Genomic DNA, 17,260 nt, shown 5'->3' with positions numbered 1-17,260 from the left:
TCAGATGCGTCAGGAGCGCGGACGGTACCGCCTGACGTCGACGCCGCGCGCGACGATGTCGCGGAGCGCCTCGAGGTCGCCGGACACGAGGCCAGCCGTGCGCGCCTGCACCAGCAGATTGCCCGTTGCCGTGGCCTCGACGGGCCCTGCCTCAACGGGAACGCCCGCACGGTCGGCCGTCAACTGGCACAGCAGCTCGTTCAACGCGCCGCCGCCGACAATGTGGATCGTCTCGACGGGAACCCCCGACAGCTCCGACGCCGTTCGCACCGCGCCAGCGAACGCATCGGCCAGTGACGCGACGATGCTCCGCGCGAACTCGGCGCGCGTGCGCGGAACGGGCTGGTCGTGCTCGCGCAGCCACGTCGCGATCCGTTTCGGCATGTCGCCCGGCGCGAGGAAGACAGGATCGTTCGCATCGAAGATCCCGACCGGTCCGCCCACCCGCGCGGCCTGGCCCAGCAGTTCCGGCAGGTTGATCGTTGCGGCGCCGGGCTCACGTTCCCACTCGCGAATCGATTCGCTGAGCAGCCACAGGCCCATCACGTTGTGCAGGAATCGCGTGCGCCCGTCGACGCCGCCCTCATTGGTGAAGTTTGCATCGCGGGCGGCGTCGGTGAGAACCGGCGCGTCGGTTTCCACGCCGACAAGACCCCACGTTCCGCACGATATGTACGCCGCGCGATCCGATCGCATGGGCACGGCAACGATCGCCGAGGCCGTGTCGTGCGATCCGACAGCGACGACGGGGGCGGAACCGCCCAGCTCGTTCGCCACGTGTGGCAGCAGCCCGCCAACCTCGTTTCCCGGGTCGATAAGCGTCGGGAGGAGCGTTCGCGGCACACCGATGCGCGATGCGAGAGCCTCGTCCCACTCCCCAGTGCTCACGTTCAGCAGGCCCGTCGTCGAGGCGTTGGTTCGTTCGGCAACGGACTCCCCCGTAAGCATCCAGCCCAACAGATCCGGGATGAGCAGCAGGCGGTCCGCCAGCGACAGGAACCCGTCCTGTTCGTCGCAGACAAGCTGATAGAGAGTGTTGAACGGGAGGAACTGCAAACCGTTGCGGCGATACAGCTCCGCGAAGGGTGTGTGCTCATGAACAGACCGGACGCCGCGTTCCGTTCGTTCATCGCGGTAGTGGAACGGCGTTCCGACCATGCGGTTACCGCGAAGCAGTGCATAGTCCACCGCCCACGAATCCACGCCGATCGAGGCGATCTCGGGCGCAGACCGGAAGGCGTGCGCCAGCCCGTCATGAGCGCCGCGGTACAGCGAGGCGATGTCCCACAGCAGCCCGCTGGGCGTGCGGAGAGGGGTGTTGGGGAACCGCCCCACCGTTTCCATCGCGAGTTCGCCGTCGCCGAACCGGCCGACGATCACGCGGCCGCTCGTTGCGCCGAGATCGACGGCGGCGACAGTTCCTGGTCTCATCGTGCTTCCCTCACCGACATGCGCGCGCTAGCGCACAAACGCCTGTGCGACGCCCGAGTCGACGGGAATGTGCAGGCCCGTCGTCCGGCTGAGCTCGGGCCCCGTGAGCACGTACACGGCGTCCGCGACGTTCTCGGGAACGACCTCACGCTTGAGAATGGTCCGGTTGGCGTAGAACTGGCCGAGGTCCTCCTCCGCAACGCCGTATGTGGCGGCGCGGTTGGCGCCCCACCCGGAGGAGAAGATGCCGGAGCCGCGCACAACGCCATCGGGGTTGATGCCGTTGACCCGCACACCGTGTTCGCCGAGCTCCACCGCGAGCAGACGCACCTGGTGGGCCTGATCCGCCTTCGTAGCGGAGTAAGCGATGTTGTTCGGGCCGGCGAAAACGGAGTTCTTCGACGAGATGTAGATGATGTCGCCGCCGAGTCCCTGGTCCATCAGCGGACGCGCCGCCGCCTTCGAAACGAGGAACGATCCCTTCGCCATGACGTCGTGCTGCAGATCCCAGTCTTTCTCAGTGGTCTCCAGCAGCGACTTCGACAGCGACAGGCCGGCGTTATTGACAACGAGGTCCACACCGCCGAATGCCAAGAGCGCCTCGTCGATCGCCGCCTGCACGGCCGATTCGTCGGCAACGTTCGCCGCAACGCCGATTGCCACGTCGGTTCCGCCCAATTCTGCCGCTGCCGCGCGAGCCTTCTCGAGGTCCAGGTCGGCGATCACAACACAGGCGCCCTCGGCCGCAAGCCGCGTGGCGATCGCCTTGCCGATTCCTGAGGCCGCCCCGGTCACGAACGCGATGCGCCCCTGGTGGGTCTTCGGCTTCGGCATGCGTTGCAGCTTGGCCTCTTCAAGCGCCCAGTACTCGATGCGGAACTTCTCCTCGTCGGAGATGGGCGCGTAGGTCGACAGCGACTCGGCGCCGCGCATCACGTTGATCGCGTTGACGTAGAACTCGCCCGCAACGCGTGCGGTCTGCTTGTTCTTTCCGTAGCTGAACATGCCAACGCCCGGCACGAGAACGATCAGGGGGTCCGCGCCGCGCATGGCGGGAGAATCATCGGTGGCGAAGCGGTCGTAGTACGCCGCGTAGTCGGCACGGTACTGCTCGTGCAGTTCCTTCAGGCGCGCAATCGACTCCTCCGTGGAGGCATTCGCCGGCAGGTCGAGGATCAGGGGCTTCACCTTGGTGCGCAGGAAGTGGTCGGGGCAGCTGGTGCCGAGCGCCGCCAGCTCCGGAGCGCGCTCGGAAGCGAGAAAATCGGTGACAACGGCGGCGTCAGTGAAGTGCCCCACCATCGGAGCATCATGTGACGCGATCCCGCGGATGGTTGCGGCGAGCGCGGCTGCCTTGGCGCGGCGTTCCCCCTCGGGGAGCGCCGCGTAGCCGGCGCGAACGCCGCCGAAGGGCTCGGGCGTGCCGTTGGCGTCGATGTACGCCTGCGCGGTTTCGATGATCCAGAGCGAGTTCTTCTCGCTCTCCTCACTCGTGTCTCCCCACGCGGTGATTCCGTGGCCGCCCAGGATCGTGCCGATCGCCTGCGGATGGGCCGCCTTGATCTGGGCGATGTCGAGACCCAGCTGGAATCCGGGGCGGCGCCACGGCACCCACACCACCTTGTCGCCGAAGATTTTCTTCGTGAGCGCCTCGCCGTCGGCGGCCGTAGCGATCGCGATACCGCTGTCCGGGTGCAAGTGGTCGACATGGGCCGCGTCGACGAGACCGTGCATCGCCGTGTCGATCGACGGCGCGGCTCCGCCTTTGCCGTGCAGGCAGTAGTCGAACGCCGCCACCATCTCGTCCTCACGGTCCACACCGGGGTAGACGTTGACGAGTGCCCGCATGCGGTCCAGGCGCAGGGCGGCGAGGCCAGCCTCCGTGAGCGTTCCGAGGTCGCCCCCGGACCCCTTCACCCAGAGCAGCTCAACCGGTTCCCCCGTGACAGGGTCGGTTGCCGTGCCCTTGGCAGAGGTGTTGCCGCCGGCGTAGTTGGTGTTCTGCGGATCGGAGCCGAGCCGGTTCGAGCGCTCAAGCAGGTCTGCGACAGTCTGGTTCGTCATTGGCGTGCTTTCCGTTTTCACGCGCCCCAGCCGGCCTGCTGGCCGCCCGCGCGCTCCTGTTCGATCTTCTGCTGATATCCCGACTCGGCGAACGCCCGCATGGGGTCGGCAGGCAGGCCGCGGCTCTCGCGCCATTCGGCGAGAGCGGGGCGAACGTCGGTGTAGAACGCGTCCATGAACACCTGGTTCGCGGCCAGCGGGTCGCCGGAGATCTGCGCCTCGCGCAGGGCGTCGGTATCGACGAGCAGCGCGCGCGCCGTCATCTCCTGCACGTTCAGCACGGACCGCGTCTGGCCGAGAATCTTGTTCTCGACGTTGTGGCACTGGTCGAGCATGAACTGCACATCGGGATTGTTCAATCCGCCACCGCGCACGACCTCGAAGACGATCCGGAACAGCTGGAACGGGTCGGCGGCGCCGACGATGAGATCGTCATCGGCGTAGAAGCGGCTGTTGAAGTCGAACGAGCCGAGCTTGCCGAGGCGCAGCAACTGCATCACGATGAACTCGATGTTCGTTCCGGGCGCGTGGTGCCCCGTGTCGAGGCACACGAGCGCCTTGTCGCCAAGCGCCGCCACCTGCGCGTAGGACGTCCCCCAGTCGGGAACGTCGGTGTGATAAAACGCCGGCTCGAAGAACTTGTACTCCAGAACGAGGCGCTGCTCCTCACCGAGACGCGCGTAGATGGTCTGAAGCGACTCGTGCAGGCGGTCCTGCCGTCCGCGCATATCGGCCTGTCCGGGATAGTTCGACCCCTCGGCCAACCAGATCTTGAGGTCGCGCGATCCCGTTGCGTGCATGATGTCGATGCACTCGAGGTGGTGATCGATCGCCTTCTGACGGATCCGGCCGTCCTCGTGAGTGAGGGCGCCGAATTTGTAATCGTCGTCCTGGAAGGTGTTCGAGTTGATCGTGCCGAGCGCAACGCCCTCGTCTGAGGCGTGCTGGCGCAGCGCGTCGTAGTCGCTCTTGTCCCACGGGATGTGCAGGGCAACCGTGGGGGCAAGACCCGTCAGACGGTGCACCTGCGCGGCGTCGGAGACCTTCTCGAACGGGTCGCGGGGCGTTCCCGGTGTGCCGAACACCTTGAAACGCGTGCCGGAGTTGCCGAACGCCCACGAGGGCAACTCAATCGCCTGCTTTTCGAGCTCGGCGAGGATGTTCGGGGTGAGCGTGCTCATGTGCGCGCCTTTCTACGTGTGCGCGCCGCCGCCGTTGGCGGCACGCAGCTGGCTGTCGAGGTGGAAGATTTCGGGGAACGTCTCGGCGTTCTGGTCGGCGCGCCCGGTCTGTGCGACGAAGAAGGGCGCCATCTCGGCTTCCCATCTGGCGGCGATGTCACTGGACGCGAGGTAGCGCTGCGATGCGGCGTCGTCGTCCGTTTCGTAGACGCCGATCAGTTCGCCCCCTCCGATGTGGAAGATCGAGTAGTTCCTGCGGCCCGATGCGGCGATCTCCGCGAGCATCTCCGGCCAGACCGGATCGTGCCGGCGCAGGTACTCGTCCAACATCTCTGGCTTCACGCGCAGGCGAAAGAGCACCCGCTGCGGTGAACCGCTTGTCGTCATCGACGCACCTCCCAATGTGAATCGTTTCATTATGGAACGATCAAAGCTACTTTGCAACCTCAGGAGGATCTGATGGCCGTGAGCATCCGCGACGTCGCCGTTCGAGCAGGTGTCTCCGTCGGCACGGTCTCCAATGTGCTCAATCGCCCCACCACAGTGGCAGACGGAACCGTCGAACGCGTCCGGCAGGCGATCGTTGATCTCGGCTACGTCCGCAACGACGCGGCCAGGCAGCTGCGTGCCGGTCGCAGCGCCTCCGTCGGACTCGTCGTGCTCGACGCTGGGAACCCCTTCTTCACCACGGTCGCCCGCGGGGCGGAGGACGCCGCGACGACGCACGGACTGTCGGTTCTGCTGGGAAACAGTGACGAACGGCGCGATCGCGAGAACACCTATTTGGCGCTGTTCGAAGAACAACGCGTGCGCGGTGTTCTTCTCTCCCCCAGCTCAGAAGATCTCAGCCACGCCCAGCGCCTGCGCGATCACGGCATTCCCGTGGTCCTCGTCGACCGCTCCGCGCCCGGTTCCACGTTCTCGTCCGTTGCGGTCGACGATGTTCGCGGAGGGTACATCGCCACACAACATCTGCTCGAGGGCGGACGCCGCAGAATCGCCTTCATCGGGGGCCAGGCGTCGCTTCGTCAGATCGCCGACCGCTGCGACGGAGCGCGCAGGGCCGTTACCGAGGTGCCCGGTGCCACGCTCGAAACCATCGCCACCGATCAGCTCACGGTTCTCGCCGGACGCGAGGCCGCCCGATCGATCACCGAACGCCCGCCGCACGAAAGACCGGACGCGATCTTCGCCGCCAACGACCTCGTCGCCGTCGGCGTGATGCAAGCGCTCGTGATGCTGGACGACATCCGCGTTCCCGAAGACATCGCCCTCGTCGGCTACGACGACATCGCGTTCGCGCAGTCCACGGTCGTTCCCCTCACATCCGTGCGGCAGCCCGCACACCTGATCGGGTCCACCGCCCTCGACCTTCTCGCCCAGCTCGCCGAAGACACGACGCTTCCGCCGCAGCAGATCGAGTTCGAGCCCGAACTCGTCGTGCGCGAATCAAGCACGTCGCTATAGGGCGACGGTGCGAAAACCGGCTCTTCGGACATCCGGTGGGGGTTGAGGCTCGCCGGGTGAGCGCCGCGGGGTCCAGCAGGATACCCTCGGGCACCGCGGCCGGAAAGGTGATCCGCTCTACGGGATCCAGACCATCCTCCGCGCCGGCGCGGAGAACCTGACCGAGAAGCAGCAGGCCCGCCTGGTCGCGGCGATCGAGGCCGACCCCACCCACGACGAGGTCTTCGTCGCCTGGGCCGGACGCTGCGCCGTTGGCAGGAAGCGTTCCTGGCCTACTTCACCACCGGGAGGTCATCGAACGGCGGCACAGAGGCCATCAACGGCATCATCGAACTCCACCGCCGCCTCGCCCGCGGCTACCGCAACCGCGAGAACTACAGGCTCCGCATGCTCCTCGCCGCCGGCGGCCTCACCCCATGACCCCCACCGAATGTCCGAAGAGCCGCATATCGAGTTCCCCGTGGAGCCGCTCATGGTTCCACCACCACACGTATTCGAGGGTCGCAAGCTCGACCTGCTCGACCGTCCGCCAGGGCCTTGCTGACGGATCAGTTCGGTCTTGTAGACCTTCATGGCGCCCAGCAGATCAACCAAGAAGCGACTCACGGCACCCAAGTAGCTGGTGAGCCACAGAGAGGAGCTCCGAGCACGACTTGATCTAGGTCAAGGCTGAGGCTCTGTCAACACAATAGTCTGCGTCGTGAAGGCCAGGAACCTCCTGGTCGATCCCCGTATCGGGGTAAAGCGAAAGGACTCATCATGGCGAACGCTACTGACACCACCCACACTCTGCTGCGCGCCGAAGGTTTCTCGTGCCCGTCGTGCGTGACCAAGATCGAGAAGCAGGTCGGCAAGCTCGATGGCGTCGAGAACGTGACGGTGCACTTCGCCTCGGGTCGCGTTGAGATCGACCACGATGAGACAAGAAGTTCCGTCGACGATCTCATTGCTGCTGTCGATAAGGCCGGCTATAAGTCGAAGGCCTCCGCGTTCTAGCCAAACGGCTCCTAACGCACTAAGTTCACCTATTCGAAAGGCGGCACATTCGTGAACGCGTTCCGTAAGTGGCGGTATGGCAACTGGTTCATTCCCGTTGTCTCGGGCCTCCTCATTCTCGTGTCGTTCGGCGTCGAAAAGCTCTTCGGCGGCAGCTGGAACGTCACGGTCGGTCCGCAATGGTGGATCGACGCTGGCGAACACGCCCACGGTTCTGGTCATGTGTTTACCCTTGCGAACGCGTTCATGCTCGCCGCAGCAATTGTCGCGGGGTACGGAATCGTCGTGAAGGCCGTCCGGGCACTGCTCGTAAAGTTCATCAGTATCGACCTGCTCGTATCGATTGCAGCGATCGGCGCGACACTCATCGGCAACTTCTGGGAAGCTGCCGCCGTGACGTTCCTCTTCGCGATCGGTCACGCACTCGAAGCCGGCACGATGAACAAGACCCGTGCAGCGCTCGCTGAGTTGGTCGCGGTGGCCCCCGACGTTGCAGTCGTGATGCGCGACGGTGAGCAGGTCGAGATCGCCGCACATCAGGTGCGCATGGGCGAGATCGTGCTCGTAAAGAACGGAGCGAAAGTTCCCGTCGACGGGCAGGTCGTGTCAGGCACCGGAGCGATCGACGAGGCATCGATCACGGGTGAGTCGATCCCTGTCGAAAAGACGAAGTCAGATCACGTGTTTGCGGGCACGATCTCGCGGGGCGGATTCCTACAGGTCATGGCGACCGGCATCGGAGCCGACACGACGCTCGCGCGCATCATTCACCGTGTCGAAGAAGCGCAGGATGCGAAAGCGAAAACGCAGGCATTCATCGACCGATTCTCGAAGTGGTACACGCCAGCGGTGATGGTCCTCGCGCTTGCGGCGGGCCTCATCTCTGGTGACGTAGTGCTCGGCCTCACGTTGCTCGTGATCGGTTGCCCGGGCGCGCTCGTCATCTCGATTCCCGTGGCGATCGTAGCGGGAATCGGCCGCTCGGCCCGCAACGGGATTCTCATCAAGGGCGGCGAGTACCTCGAAACCTCGGCCAAGATCTCGGCCGTCGCAGTCGATAAGACGGGGACTCTCACCGAGGGCCGCCCGGTACTCACCGACATCGTTGTGCTCAATCCTGAAGCGGATCGGCGCGAGGTGCTTCGCTGGGCAGCCGCCGCAGAAGCAGGGTCTGAGCACCCACTTGCCCGCCCGATCCTCGACACCGCACGAGAAGAAGGAGTGGCCCCCGAGGGCCTTCCGGGATCGGTCACACCGGTCGTGGGCAAGGGGATCGTGGCCGACGCTCACGGCAAGCGGGTACTCATCGGTAACGTGCCGCTGCTCGAACAGTACGGGATCGTGAACGACGCGGGGGCGGCTGTGGCTACGAACAAACTGGCGGCGGCAGGCAAGACCCCGATGATTGTCGCGGTCGATGAGAGCGTGCTTGGCGTAATCGGTGTCGCAGATACGATCCGCGAGGATGCCCCCGAGATGATCAGGCGCTTGCACGCTGGCGGGGTGCAGAAGGTGGTTATGCTCACCGGAGATACGCGCCTTGTCGCCGAAGCCATCGGTGAGGCGGTCGGTATCGATGAGATCCATGCTTCGTTGCTACCCGACGACAAGCTCGACGCTGTCGCGCGGTTGCAGCGCGAGGGGCACACGGTCGCGATGGTGGGCGACGGCGTGAACGACGCCCCGGCCCTCGCGACCGCCGACATTGGTGTTGCCATGGGTGCAGCGGGCTCAGCGGTGGCCGTGGAGACGGCAGACATTGCCCTGATGGGCGACAACCTCTTGAAACTGCCCGAAGCAATCAGCCTCGCCAAACGCACCGTGAACGTCATGCGTCAGAACATCTGGATCGCGCTCATCACCGTTGTCGTGCTGGTCGTCGGGGTCTTCGCAGGGGGTGTCACGATGGCTATCGGCATGCTCGTGCACGAGGGATCGGTGCTCATCGTAATCCTCAACGCGATGCGCCTGCTGCGCAACACCCAAGGAGCCACTGCGTTGTCGAGGAGTGAACGCGCCCGAGCCGCACATGAAACAGGCCGCCCGGTCGAACCAGCCACGGCCCAGAGTTCATCCGAACTTCCATCTTAAGAAAGGACCACACACATGAGTGAGAACCAGTTCAGCGTCGGCGAGAAGGCGACGCACTTCATCATCGACGAGGTCGCGAAAGCAAACACGAATTTTCGTCAGGTGCTCTGGACGGGAAAGCATTCCCAACTCGTTGCGATGACGATTCCGGTGGGCGGGGAGATCGGCGACGAGGTGCATGACACCACCGACCAGTTGCTGAGTTTTGTGTCGGGCAGCGGAGAGGCCGACCTTGACGGCGAGACGCATACCGTTGATGCTGGCGACCTGTGCGCTGTCCCGGCCGGTACTCGCCGCAACTTCCGCAACACTGGCGATGAGCCTTTGGTGCTCTACACCGTCTATTCACCTCCGGAGCACGCAATTGACGCGGAGTATGCCACGAAGGAACTCGCTGATGCGGCAGAGGCTTCGGGTGAAGACGCTCCGCCACAGGCAACCACGTAAGTGTCACTCACCTGGAGAACGAGGAGAAGTCAATAATGTCGAAAGCGCTGGTCTTCGCCGCCTATGGCGGCCCCGAGGCGCAGGAACTCGTTGAACGCCCCGCTCCGGCGCCTGGGCCTGGAGAGCTCGCGATCGAAGTGAAAGCGGCCGGGGTGAACCCTGCTGACTGGAAGATCCGTGCGGGGCAGATGGGCTCCCACTGGCCGCTTCCCGCACCGATGGGGCGAGAGGCCTCCGGTGTCGTCACCGCCGTAGGAGCAGAGGTCGAGAACTTCGCTGTCGGTGACATGGTGCTCGGCCTCGCGGCCAAAGGACAGGGAACGTTCGCGAAGCACACGGTGTTGGATGCGGCACAAACCGTCCAGAAGCCCGAAGAGCTTTCCTTTGCTGACGCTGCAGCACTGCCTGTCGCAGGGGCGACTGCGTATGACGTGACGCATCAGATCGAGCTGGAACCTGGTCAGACGATGCTGATTCTTGGCGCCGGAGGTGGGGTCGGGCTGATGGCGGCGCAGATCGGCAATGTGCACAAGTTCACGGTCATCGGTGTGGCCAGTGCAGCGAAGCAGGAACTGGTGGAGTCGACCGGTGCGACGTTCGTTGCCTCCGGAGAGGGTGCGGCTGACCGGGTGCGTGCCATCGCGCCGGAGGGTGTTGATGTGCTCATCGACCTGGTCGGTGGGCAGGCGCTTCGTGATCTCGCGGTCGTCGCCAAAGACCCGAGCGTCATCATCAGTACCGCAGACCCGACCACCGTGCAGCAACTCGGTGGCGTAGCGGTGGTGCGCACGCGTGAAGGGCTCGAGAAGGTCACCGGCGTCGCCCAGTACGGTCTCGTCGATCCGCAGGTGACGGACCGGTACAGTCTCGATCGGGCTGCGGAGGCCGTCGCCATGGTGGAGGCCGGGCACACTGCCGGCAAAGTGATCATCGAACCATGACTCAACGGCCTGAGGCACCGACGGACGCCGTATTCACAGCAGCACGGACGTCTGATCCTGTGACCTCAATAAACCGGGTGGCCGATGAACAAAATGGTCGAAGCCCTCACCCACGCCGGGTTCGAGGTGATCGGGCAGCGCTCGAACCCGAGGACGCCACACGCGTACATCACTGCACGCGCCACCCCTGGCTTCAGCTGAAGCGCGTGTGTTGTGCCACGAGTCGCCATATTAGAAGGGAAGGGAAGGATGCCGTTGGCTGTTTCAACCGATGTGGATGCTGATCCAGCAAATGATCTCTGCGTGGCCCGTGTACCACTGTTTCAAGGGCTCACGCCTGCGCAGCAAGTGGAAGTTGCGGGTTTTGCACGTACCGTCCGATTAGACGCTGTCGAGCAGGCGTATACAGCAGGCTCGGATATGTCGCAGTTGATGGTGGTGCACACCGGTCAGGTGAAGATCGCTCGCACAAGTGCGGCTGGGCACGAGCAGGTGATCCGGGTCCTCGGTCCGGGCGACTTCATCGGAGAATCCGCGTTTCTCACCGGCACGAGACCCGATCACGCAGCAGAAGCGCTCGTGAATACCGAACTGTGTGTGTTTCGTCATGCCGATCTTGGGCGTCTCGTCGAGAAACATCCGAGCATCGGGCTGCGCATGCTGCAAGAAGTGAGTCAACGGCTAGATGATACTGAGGCGCGGCTGGCTTCTGTCATCTCGGGAAACGTGAGCTCTCGTCTCGCCGATTACCTGCTCTCGCTCCCTGCGACGCCAGGGCCGCGAGGAGCCATCGGCGTGACGCTGCCGCTCGCAAAGAAGGACATCGCTTCGCTCCTGTCCACGACACCAGAGTCCCTCAGTCGGCAACTTCGCAAACTCACCGACACCGGGGTGATCTCACAACAGGAACAGGGGCGGATCACGATCATTGATGTGACCGCGCTCACCGCACTCTCAACCCTCTCGAAGAGAGACTGAGAACAGCACCGTGCCAGCCCAGACCGTCGCCCCACGTACCTCGGAAGCGTAACACGCAATGTCATCGACGGGGGAATTTCTTCGCAACCGCAGGCTCATGATGTTCGTGCTCGTCGGTTTGGCGACCGGGGTTATGCGGCTCATCGCATTTGAGCGTGTAGCTGGGGTCTGAATCCGCCGGCCTCGAGTAGCGATCGGGCGATGTAGTGGGTCAGGTTCCGGAAGCCCAGCGCAGTGCCGCGGAGGTGCTCAAGACGACCGTTCAGTGCTTCCGATGGTCCGTTGCTTGTGCCGGGATGATCGAAGAACGCAAGGATGTCTTTCGCTCGACGCGTGATTGTCCTGCCGAGGCTGATCAGCTCGGGCAGGTCCCTAGGAACCTCGCTGGAGAGCACCGCGATGACGCGTTCGAAAATTTTCTTCCCGCGCGCGGGATCGTCGTGCCGGTAAGCAGCGATAGCGCGCTGGTAGATGTCCCAGGTGACCTCGACGGCGACATGATCGGGATGTGCGTCGAACACGGTCTCCAGCTTCGCGAGCTGATGCTGCTTGAGTAGGCCGAGCGCGGTGCGGAGCAGGCGTCGACACCCATAGAGCGGATCGCCTGTCCTGCCGCGATGCCCGAGGGTCTCCTGCTGAACGCGCTGCCGTGTCTTATCGAGCGCGTCGCCAAACAGGCTCATCGGACATTCGGTGGGGGTCATGGGGGTGAGGCCGCCGGCGGTGAGGAGCATGCGGAGCCTGTAGTTGTCGCGGTTGCGGAACCCTCTGGCGAGGCGGCGGTGGAATTCGATGATTCCGGAGGTTGCGCAGAAGTACGCCGATGCGGACGCCGTCGACCTGTCCGCGGTCGAGCGCGCCCAGGCGGAGAGCGATCGCACAACGACAACGCGCACCATCCGCAAGCCGCACGCGGTAACCGTCATCTCCTTGATCCTGCGGCCGATCCTCATGATCGCCGCCGGAACAATCGGCGACATTCTTGTCGAACCGGAAACGACGGCATCGAAGGTGCTTTCCTTCATCGGCGCTCCCACCTTCGCCCTTCTCGTCGCCACCATCCTCGCGATGTATCTCCTGGGCATCCGTCACGGATGGGGGAAACACGACCTGAGTGATCTCATGGACGCCGCTCTTGCCCCCGCAGCGATCGTCGTGTTCGTCACCGGCGCCGGCGGTGTCTTCGCGCGCGTTCTCACCGAGTCGGGAATCGGTGACGCCGTCTCCGGGCTTCTGACGAACGCCGGCGTGCCGATCGTCATTCTCGCCTTCCTCATCGCCCTCTCGCACATCAACGACTCGGGATTCTGGATCGCGACGAAGTTCCTCGGGTTGTCCGTTGGCGGCGGCCGGAAAACCTGGACCGTGATGTGTACCGTGGCCGGCTTCCTGGGGATGGCACTGATTACGATCGCCTGGTTCGTCAACGCGGCCGTGAGCTGACGAGGGGTCGCCGCCCTGGTTTCTAGCGCACCACTTCCACCAGGGCGGCGACCCCCATACCACCGCCGACCGATGCGGCCGCAATACCGAGGGTTCCGGCGGGCACTCCCGCCCGAACCATGCGGGAAAAAAGACGCACAATCGCGACGGCACCTGAGGCTCCCCAGGGATGTCCGATCGCCAGAGCGCCGCCGTCAGCGCACACGCGCGGATCGTCGTCGTCGATGCCCAGCCGGTCAAGAACCGCCAGGCTCTGCGCGGCGAACGCCTCGACGATCTCGAAGGCGGCAACGTCGTTCTCACCGATGCCCGCCTGGTTCAGCACGGCCTGCACCGCGGGGGCAGCGCCGATTCCGGGAAGAGCAGGGTCGCAGCCGACAACCGCGTGCGCGCGCACCACGAGGCCCGGGCCGTGGGGGGCCAGAAGTACGACAGCCGCTCCGTCGCTCACACGCGTCGACGTGCCCGCCGTCACGGAGCCTTCGGGGAACTGCGGGGGAAGTCGGCTCAGAATGCGGCCGATGCCTCCCGGCGCCTCGTCCTCCGCGGCGCCGGCAACGGGAACAATCTCTTCGGCGAAGCGCCCGGCGGCGCGCGCTGCCTGGGCGCGGGTGTGGCTTCGTGCGGCGTGCGCGTCCTGGCGTTCGCGATCGATGCGATCGTGTCGCGCGAGATCTTCCGCCGCGGCCACCATGTCGGGATCGGCAAAACCAGCCGGCGCGAAAGGCGCCCGCGCATACGGCACGCCCCCGGCGGATCTGACGGGTGCCGTCGATGCGCTCTCCGCCCCGCCAGCGATGCGGATCCTGCCATCAGCGCGCACGGCGACGGCTGCGTCGATGATGGCGGCGAGACCACTCCCGCACTGCCGGTCGACCGTCACACCGGGAACCGATACCCCCAGTCCGGCGGCCAGCGCCGCGATACGCGCGGGATTACCCCCGGGGCCCATCACGTTTCCCAGCACCACATCGGCGACATCCGGGAGAACACCGTCCACATCGCGTCCGTCCGCACGCACCTGACTGACAACTGCTGCTGCCAGCGATGACACATCAACGCTCGCGAGAGCACGGCCTCGCGTGGCGATCGGCGTACGTCGGGCCGCGACAATGACGGCGTCCGTCACGATGCCGCCCCTCCGTCCGCGATCAGCCGTGCATAGGTTTCCGCGCGTGCGGGCTTTCCCGCGGCAGTTCGCGGCAGTGTTGCAAGGTGCCATCGCCGCGGCCTGTGGCTGGGTGCCAGGCTCCGAGCGGCCTGGGAACGAAGATCCCCCACCGACGGTTCGGCGCCGCTCTCCGGTTCGACAATGGCCACAACAACGGCCCCGAGAACGGCATCGGGAAGGCCGCAGACGACCGCATCACGCACACCGGGAAGCTCGCGGAGAGCTGCTTCGACTTCCTCGGGAATCACCGTGGCCGATGCCGTCAAGATCGCACCGTCCGCGCGCCCCCTCAGCCGGAGGAGGCCGTCGTCGATCGTCGCGAGGTCACCCGATGTCACCCATCGGCCGTCGCCACGCAGGGGTGCGGACGCGTAGCGCTCGGCGGCGAAGGGCGAGCGCACCTGCAGTTCGCCCTCGACGATTCTCGTCTCGATGCCGTCGATCACGCGGAGACCTGATCCGTCATCGGTCGCGACAATCGACAGCTCCGCTGAGCCGTAATAGCTCGTGACACGGATGCCGCGCGCCTGCGCCCGCTCCCGCAGATCGGCGTCGAGGTGGGAGCCGCCGACAAGCGCCGCGCGAAGTTTCGGAGGGCACCCGCGCTCCAGCAACGCACGAAACGCATGGGGCGTTCCGTGAAAGCAGGTCGCATCGGCGTAGTCCGCCGGAACGATGGCATGGCCGCGGGCGAGCGCGGGACGAGGCCCGCCCTCGAGTGCGTGGGCGATGGAGAACAGCGTCAGCGACGAAACGGGCGGGGCGGGAACCGCGACGACATCCGCCTCTCCGGCGTCGAGAAGCCGCGCGATCAGCGGAAACGACGCCGACCACGACATGGCCGTGCGCAGCACGATCTTCGGCGAACCGCTTGATCCGCTCGTCATGCTCGCCCAGGCAATATCGGGCGTGAGCCGCGCATCGGCGGCCGCGCGCGCAACATGCCCCCAGTGCTCGGAGGACCATCGATCATCGCCGACGAGAGGAATTCCGCTGACGGCACGCACGCGACGAATCCGCTCCAAGAGGGGGGCGACTCCCGCAGGGCGCAGGAGCGCAATCTCTCCCGTCGCGAACATGGTGATCAGTCCACCTGGTCGACAAGGCTCGCCAGGCGAGCGTTCGCCGTCACCATGTGCACGGCCATGGCGCTCGCTGCACGATCGGCGTCGCGGGCCTCGATCGCCGCAGCGATCGCATCGTGCTCGGCGAGCGCGATATCCGCGGCCTCCCGCGAGTGAACGGCGCGGTCGGCATACACCTGAAGCAGCGATCGAACGACGTGCAGCAGATCGTGCAGTGTGGCGTTTCCGGCGGCGCCGGTCAGATCACGGTGGAAATCGAAATCGGCCTTCGCGAAGGCAGCGAGATCATCACCCGCTGTGCGCATCCGTTCGAGGTGCGTTGTTAGGCGCACGCGCAGGGCATCCGATGCGCGCGTGGCGGCAAGCCGCGCCACGTAGATCTCGAGGCCGGAACGCAGCTCGAGCAGTTCCTCGGTGTTCTTCTCCCCGATGAGCAGCCCCCAGCGGAGGGTCTGCGGCAGCAGTTCGCTTGCGGCCCCGCGCAGGTACGTTCCCGAGCCCGGGCGGACGTCAACGATGCCCAGGAGCTCCAGCGCGGCGAGCGCCTCGCGCACGGCCGAGCGACCAACGGCGAGCGAGGCGGCGAGCTGCCTCTCTGACGGCAGACGCGTTCCCGGTGCCACATCACCCGTCGTGAAGTGATCGAGCAAGCGCCGCGCGACCTCGCTGACGGGTGAGCCCGTCGGCAGTGATCCCAGCGCTTGGGCGATGTTCGCGGAGGAGGTGTCGGGTTCGAGGGCCATGCCCACAACCTATCGCTCACATTCCGCAATCCCCCGAACACGGGTCGCCATTGGTCAACCGGTTTGTCAAACTGAGGCACATGACCCGCCTGTGGAACGACCCAGCGAACTTCGCCGACGAGATGATCGATGGCTTCGTCGCGGCAAACGGCCGTCACGTACGCCGCGTTTCCGGCGGTGTCGCACGGAGCACGCAGTCCCCGACCAACGAGGTCGCGCTCGTCATCGGCGGCGGTTCCGGGCACTACCCCGCGTTCGGGGGACTCGTCGGCCAGGGGCTGGCGCACGGCGCCGCAATGGGAAACCTCTTCGCGTCACCCTCGAAGCAGCAGGTGGTCTCCGTCTCCACCGCGGCTAACAACGGCGGGGGCGTGCTCCTCGGCTATGGGAACTACGCAGGAGACGTTCTCAACTTCGACGCCGCGCAGGAACATCTGCGGTCCGCCGGCATCCCGTGCGAATCGATCACCGTCACCGACGACATCTCGAGCGCACCCCCGGAAGAACGCCACCGGCGCCGCGGAATCGCCGGCGATCTCACGGTCTTCCGCATTGCGGCGGCAGCAGCCGAACAGGGGCTGCCCCTCGCAGAGGTCGCTCAGTACGCACGCCTCGCGAATGAGCGCACGCGGTCCTTCGGCGTTGCTTTCTCCGGGTGTTCACTTCCCGGCGCCGAAGAGCCCCTCTTCGAGGTCCCGGATGGGCGCATGGCCGTTGGCCTCGGCATCCACGGCGAGCCCGGACTCGGCATGCGGGACATCCCCACAGCGGACGAACTCGCCGAGCTTCTCGTCACCCGCCTTCTCACGGAGCTTCCCGACGGATTCACTGACGCCATCGGAGCCCGCGTCGTCCCCATCGTGAACGGCCTCGGCCGGCGCGCTCGCCGAAAGCGACGATGCCTCGCGCGGCATCGCGAAAAAGGTGGTCGCCGCCTTCGAACACGCCGTGCGCGCGGTTGATGAGAACGTCGAGGAGTTGGGACGCCTCGACCAGGTAGCCGGCGACGGCGACCACGGCATCGGAATGCAGCGCGGTATTCACGCCGCTCGGAGCGCCGCCCACACCGCCTACGAGCGCGGCGCGGGAGCCGGAACGACCTTGGAGCACGCCGCGGACGCCTGGGCGGATCGTGCGGGAAGAGCCCGTTTGCTTCGCCGAACGGTCATAGCCGGGGATCACGCGGCACAGAGCACCGGGTGCATGTGGCCGAAAAGAGACC

At 65.5% G+C, this 17,260-nt stretch carries 14 protein-coding genes and 4 pseudogenes; 9 read left to right on the top strand and 9 right to left on the bottom strand.

The annotated features are described in order from the left end of the window. Positions 1-9: 9 nt before the first annotated feature. Genes G6N81_RS09085 through G6N81_RS09070 form a run of 4 tightly spaced genes read right to left on the bottom strand, consistent with a single transcriptional unit; the run spans position 10 to position 5,063 of the window. Positions 10-1,431 carry a rhamnulokinase gene (locus tag G6N81_RS09085; protein ID WP_165135901.1) on the bottom strand — a complete coding sequence of 474 codons (1,422 nt, stop codon included), beginning with the start codon at positions 1,429-1,431 and terminating at the stop codon, positions 10-12. A 27-nt stretch (positions 1,432-1,458) separates the two neighbouring features. Continuing rightward, complete coding sequence (locus G6N81_RS09080) at positions 1,459-3,495, bottom strand: bifunctional aldolase/short-chain dehydrogenase (protein ID WP_165135898.1); 2,037 nt, start codon at positions 3,493-3,495, stop codon at positions 1,459-1,461. A gap of 17 nt (positions 3,496-3,512) precedes the next feature. Then, the gene (gene rhaI, locus G6N81_RS09075) at positions 3,513-4,676 is read right to left on the bottom strand and encodes an L-rhamnose isomerase (RefSeq protein WP_165135895.1); all 1,164 of its coding nucleotides are present in this window, start codon (positions 4,674-4,676) and stop codon (positions 3,513-3,515) included. A 12-nt stretch (positions 4,677-4,688) separates the two neighbouring features. Further along, positions 4,689-5,063: an L-rhamnose mutarotase gene (locus tag G6N81_RS09070; protein WP_165135892.1), complete on the bottom strand. Its 375-nt coding sequence runs from the start codon at positions 5,061-5,063 to the stop codon at positions 4,689-4,691. A gap of 72 nt (positions 5,064-5,135) precedes the next feature. On the opposite strand from G6N81_RS09070, the gene G6N81_RS09065 reads away from it, so the two are divergent. After that, a complete protein-coding gene (locus G6N81_RS09065) occupies positions 5,136-6,143 on the top strand; it encodes a LacI family DNA-binding transcriptional regulator (protein WP_165135889.1) in 1,008 nt (335 codons plus the stop codon). A gap of 61 nt (positions 6,144-6,204) precedes the next feature. After that, positions 6,205-6,563 (top strand): annotated as a pseudogene (locus tag G6N81_RS09060) (ISL3 family transposase); the annotation flags it as partial. Here G6N81_RS09060 and G6N81_RS12975 read toward each other — a convergent pair. After that, positions 6,553-6,639 (bottom strand): annotated as a pseudogene (locus G6N81_RS12975) (hypothetical protein); the annotation flags it as partial. The pseudogenes G6N81_RS09060 and G6N81_RS12975 overlap by 11 nt on opposite strands. Before the next feature lie 263 nt (positions 6,640-6,902). Here G6N81_RS12975 and G6N81_RS09050 point away from each other — a divergent pair. The 5 genes from G6N81_RS09050 to G6N81_RS09025 all read left to right on the top strand — a co-directional run bounded on the left by G6N81_RS09050 (position 6,903) and on the right by G6N81_RS09025 (position 11,596). Next, positions 6,903-7,139: a heavy-metal-associated domain-containing protein gene (locus G6N81_RS09050; RefSeq protein WP_017791819.1), complete on the top strand. Its 237-nt coding sequence runs from the start codon at positions 6,903-6,905 to the stop codon at positions 7,137-7,139. A 51-nt stretch (positions 7,140-7,190) separates the two neighbouring features. Next, entirely contained in the window at positions 7,191-9,230 is a 2,040-nt protein-coding gene (locus tag G6N81_RS09045) for a heavy metal translocating P-type ATPase (protein WP_165135886.1), read from the top strand. Positions 9,231-9,245: 15 nt separating this feature from the next. Beyond that, positions 9,246-9,677, top strand: coding sequence for a cupin domain-containing protein (locus G6N81_RS09040; protein ID WP_165135883.1), 432 nt, complete (start codon positions 9,246-9,248; stop codon positions 9,675-9,677). Positions 9,678-9,712: 35 nt separating this feature from the next. Further along, positions 9,713-10,618 (top strand): NADP-dependent oxidoreductase, encoded by a 906-nt coding sequence (locus G6N81_RS09035; RefSeq protein WP_165135880.1) that lies wholly within the window; start codon positions 9,713-9,715, stop codon positions 10,616-10,618. Between the two features lie 249 nt (positions 10,619-10,867). Further along, the gene (locus tag G6N81_RS09025) at positions 10,868-11,596 is read left to right on the top strand and encodes a Crp/Fnr family transcriptional regulator (protein ID WP_165135877.1); all 729 of its coding nucleotides are present in this window, start codon (positions 10,868-10,870) and stop codon (positions 11,594-11,596) included. Between the two features lie 140 nt (positions 11,597-11,736). On the opposite strand, the pseudogene G6N81_RS09020 reads toward G6N81_RS09025, so the two are convergent. Beyond that, a pseudogene (locus tag G6N81_RS09020) lies at positions 11,737-12,273 on the bottom strand (ISL3 family transposase); the annotation flags it as partial. 115 nt (positions 12,274-12,388) lie between these two features. Here G6N81_RS09020 and G6N81_RS09015 point away from each other — a divergent pair. Beyond that, complete coding sequence (locus G6N81_RS09015) at positions 12,389-13,039, top strand: GntT/GntP/DsdX family permease (protein ID WP_165135871.1); 651 nt, start codon at positions 12,389-12,391, stop codon at positions 13,037-13,039. 22 nt (positions 13,040-13,061) lie between these two features. Here G6N81_RS09015 and G6N81_RS09010 read toward each other — a convergent pair whose 3' ends face one another. The 3 genes from G6N81_RS09010 to G6N81_RS09000 are packed head-to-tail and all read right to left on the bottom strand — an operon-like array spanning position 13,062 to position 16,038. Beyond that, a complete protein-coding gene (locus G6N81_RS09010) occupies positions 13,062-14,168 on the bottom strand; it encodes a thiolase family protein (RefSeq protein WP_241244936.1) in 1,107 nt (368 codons plus the stop codon). Beyond that, the gene (locus G6N81_RS09005; RefSeq protein ID WP_165135865.1) at positions 14,165-15,289 is read right to left on the bottom strand and encodes an ANL family adenylate-forming protein; all 1,125 of its coding nucleotides are present in this window, start codon (positions 15,287-15,289) and stop codon (positions 14,165-14,167) included. The genes G6N81_RS09010 and G6N81_RS09005 overlap by 4 nt, the downstream gene beginning before the upstream one ends. A 5-nt stretch (positions 15,290-15,294) precedes the next feature. Then, positions 15,295-16,038 carry a FadR/GntR family transcriptional regulator gene (locus tag G6N81_RS09000; protein WP_165135861.1) on the bottom strand — a complete coding sequence of 248 codons (744 nt, stop codon included), beginning with the start codon at positions 16,036-16,038 and terminating at the stop codon, positions 15,295-15,297. 80 nt (positions 16,039-16,118) lie between these two features. Between G6N81_RS09000 and G6N81_RS08995 the strand changes: the two are divergent. After that, positions 16,119-17,178, top strand: a pseudogene (locus G6N81_RS08995) (dihydroxyacetone kinase subunit DhaK); the annotation flags it as partial. Positions 17,179-17,260 lie beyond the last annotated feature (82 nt).

The organism is Microbacterium amylolyticum (assembly GCF_011046975.1).
Classification (GTDB): Bacteria; Actinomycetota; Actinomycetes; order Actinomycetales; family Microbacteriaceae; genus Microbacterium; species Microbacterium amylolyticum.
Note: the sequence above shows the minus strand (reverse complement) of the source record. Positions and strands in the feature narration are given on the sequence as shown.

What these genes read in the sequence shown, in the direction of transcription:
- rhaI (WP_165135895.1), bottom strand. Translation starts at nt 4,676, where the DNA reads ATGAGCACGCTCACCCCGAACATCCTCGCCGAGCTCGAAAAGCAGGCG.
- G6N81_RS09005 (WP_165135865.1), bottom strand. Translation starts at nt 15,289, where the DNA reads ATGTTCGCGACGGGAGAGATTGCGCTCCTGCGCCCTGCGGGAGTCGCC.
- G6N81_RS09015 (WP_165135871.1), top strand. Translation starts at nt 12,389, where the DNA reads ATGATTCCGGAGGTTGCGCAGAAGTACGCCGATGCGGACGCCGTCGAC.
- G6N81_RS09025 (WP_165135877.1), top strand. Translation starts at nt 10,868, where the DNA reads ATGCCGTTGGCTGTTTCAACCGATGTGGATGCTGATCCAGCAAATGAT.
- G6N81_RS09035 (WP_165135880.1), top strand. Translation starts at nt 9,713, where the DNA reads ATGTCGAAAGCGCTGGTCTTCGCCGCCTATGGCGGCCCCGAGGCGCAG.
- G6N81_RS09085 (WP_165135901.1), bottom strand. Translation starts at nt 1,431, where the DNA reads ATGAGACCAGGAACTGTCGCCGCCGTCGATCTCGGCGCAACGAGCGGC.
- G6N81_RS09000 (WP_165135861.1), bottom strand. Translation starts at nt 16,038, where the DNA reads ATGGCCCTCGAACCCGACACCTCCTCCGCGAACATCGCCCAAGCGCTG.
- G6N81_RS09040 (WP_165135883.1), top strand. Translation starts at nt 9,246, where the DNA reads ATGAGTGAGAACCAGTTCAGCGTCGGCGAGAAGGCGACGCACTTCATC.
- G6N81_RS09070 (WP_165135892.1), bottom strand. Translation starts at nt 5,063, where the DNA reads ATGACGACAAGCGGTTCACCGCAGCGGGTGCTCTTTCGCCTGCGCGTG.
- G6N81_RS09080 (WP_165135898.1), bottom strand. Translation starts at nt 3,495, where the DNA reads ATGACGAACCAGACTGTCGCAGACCTGCTTGAGCGCTCGAACCGGCTC.
- G6N81_RS09065 (WP_165135889.1), top strand. Translation starts at nt 5,136, where the DNA reads ATGGCCGTGAGCATCCGCGACGTCGCCGTTCGAGCAGGTGTCTCCGTC.
- G6N81_RS09050 (WP_017791819.1), top strand. Translation starts at nt 6,903, where the DNA reads ATGGCGAACGCTACTGACACCACCCACACTCTGCTGCGCGCCGAAGGT.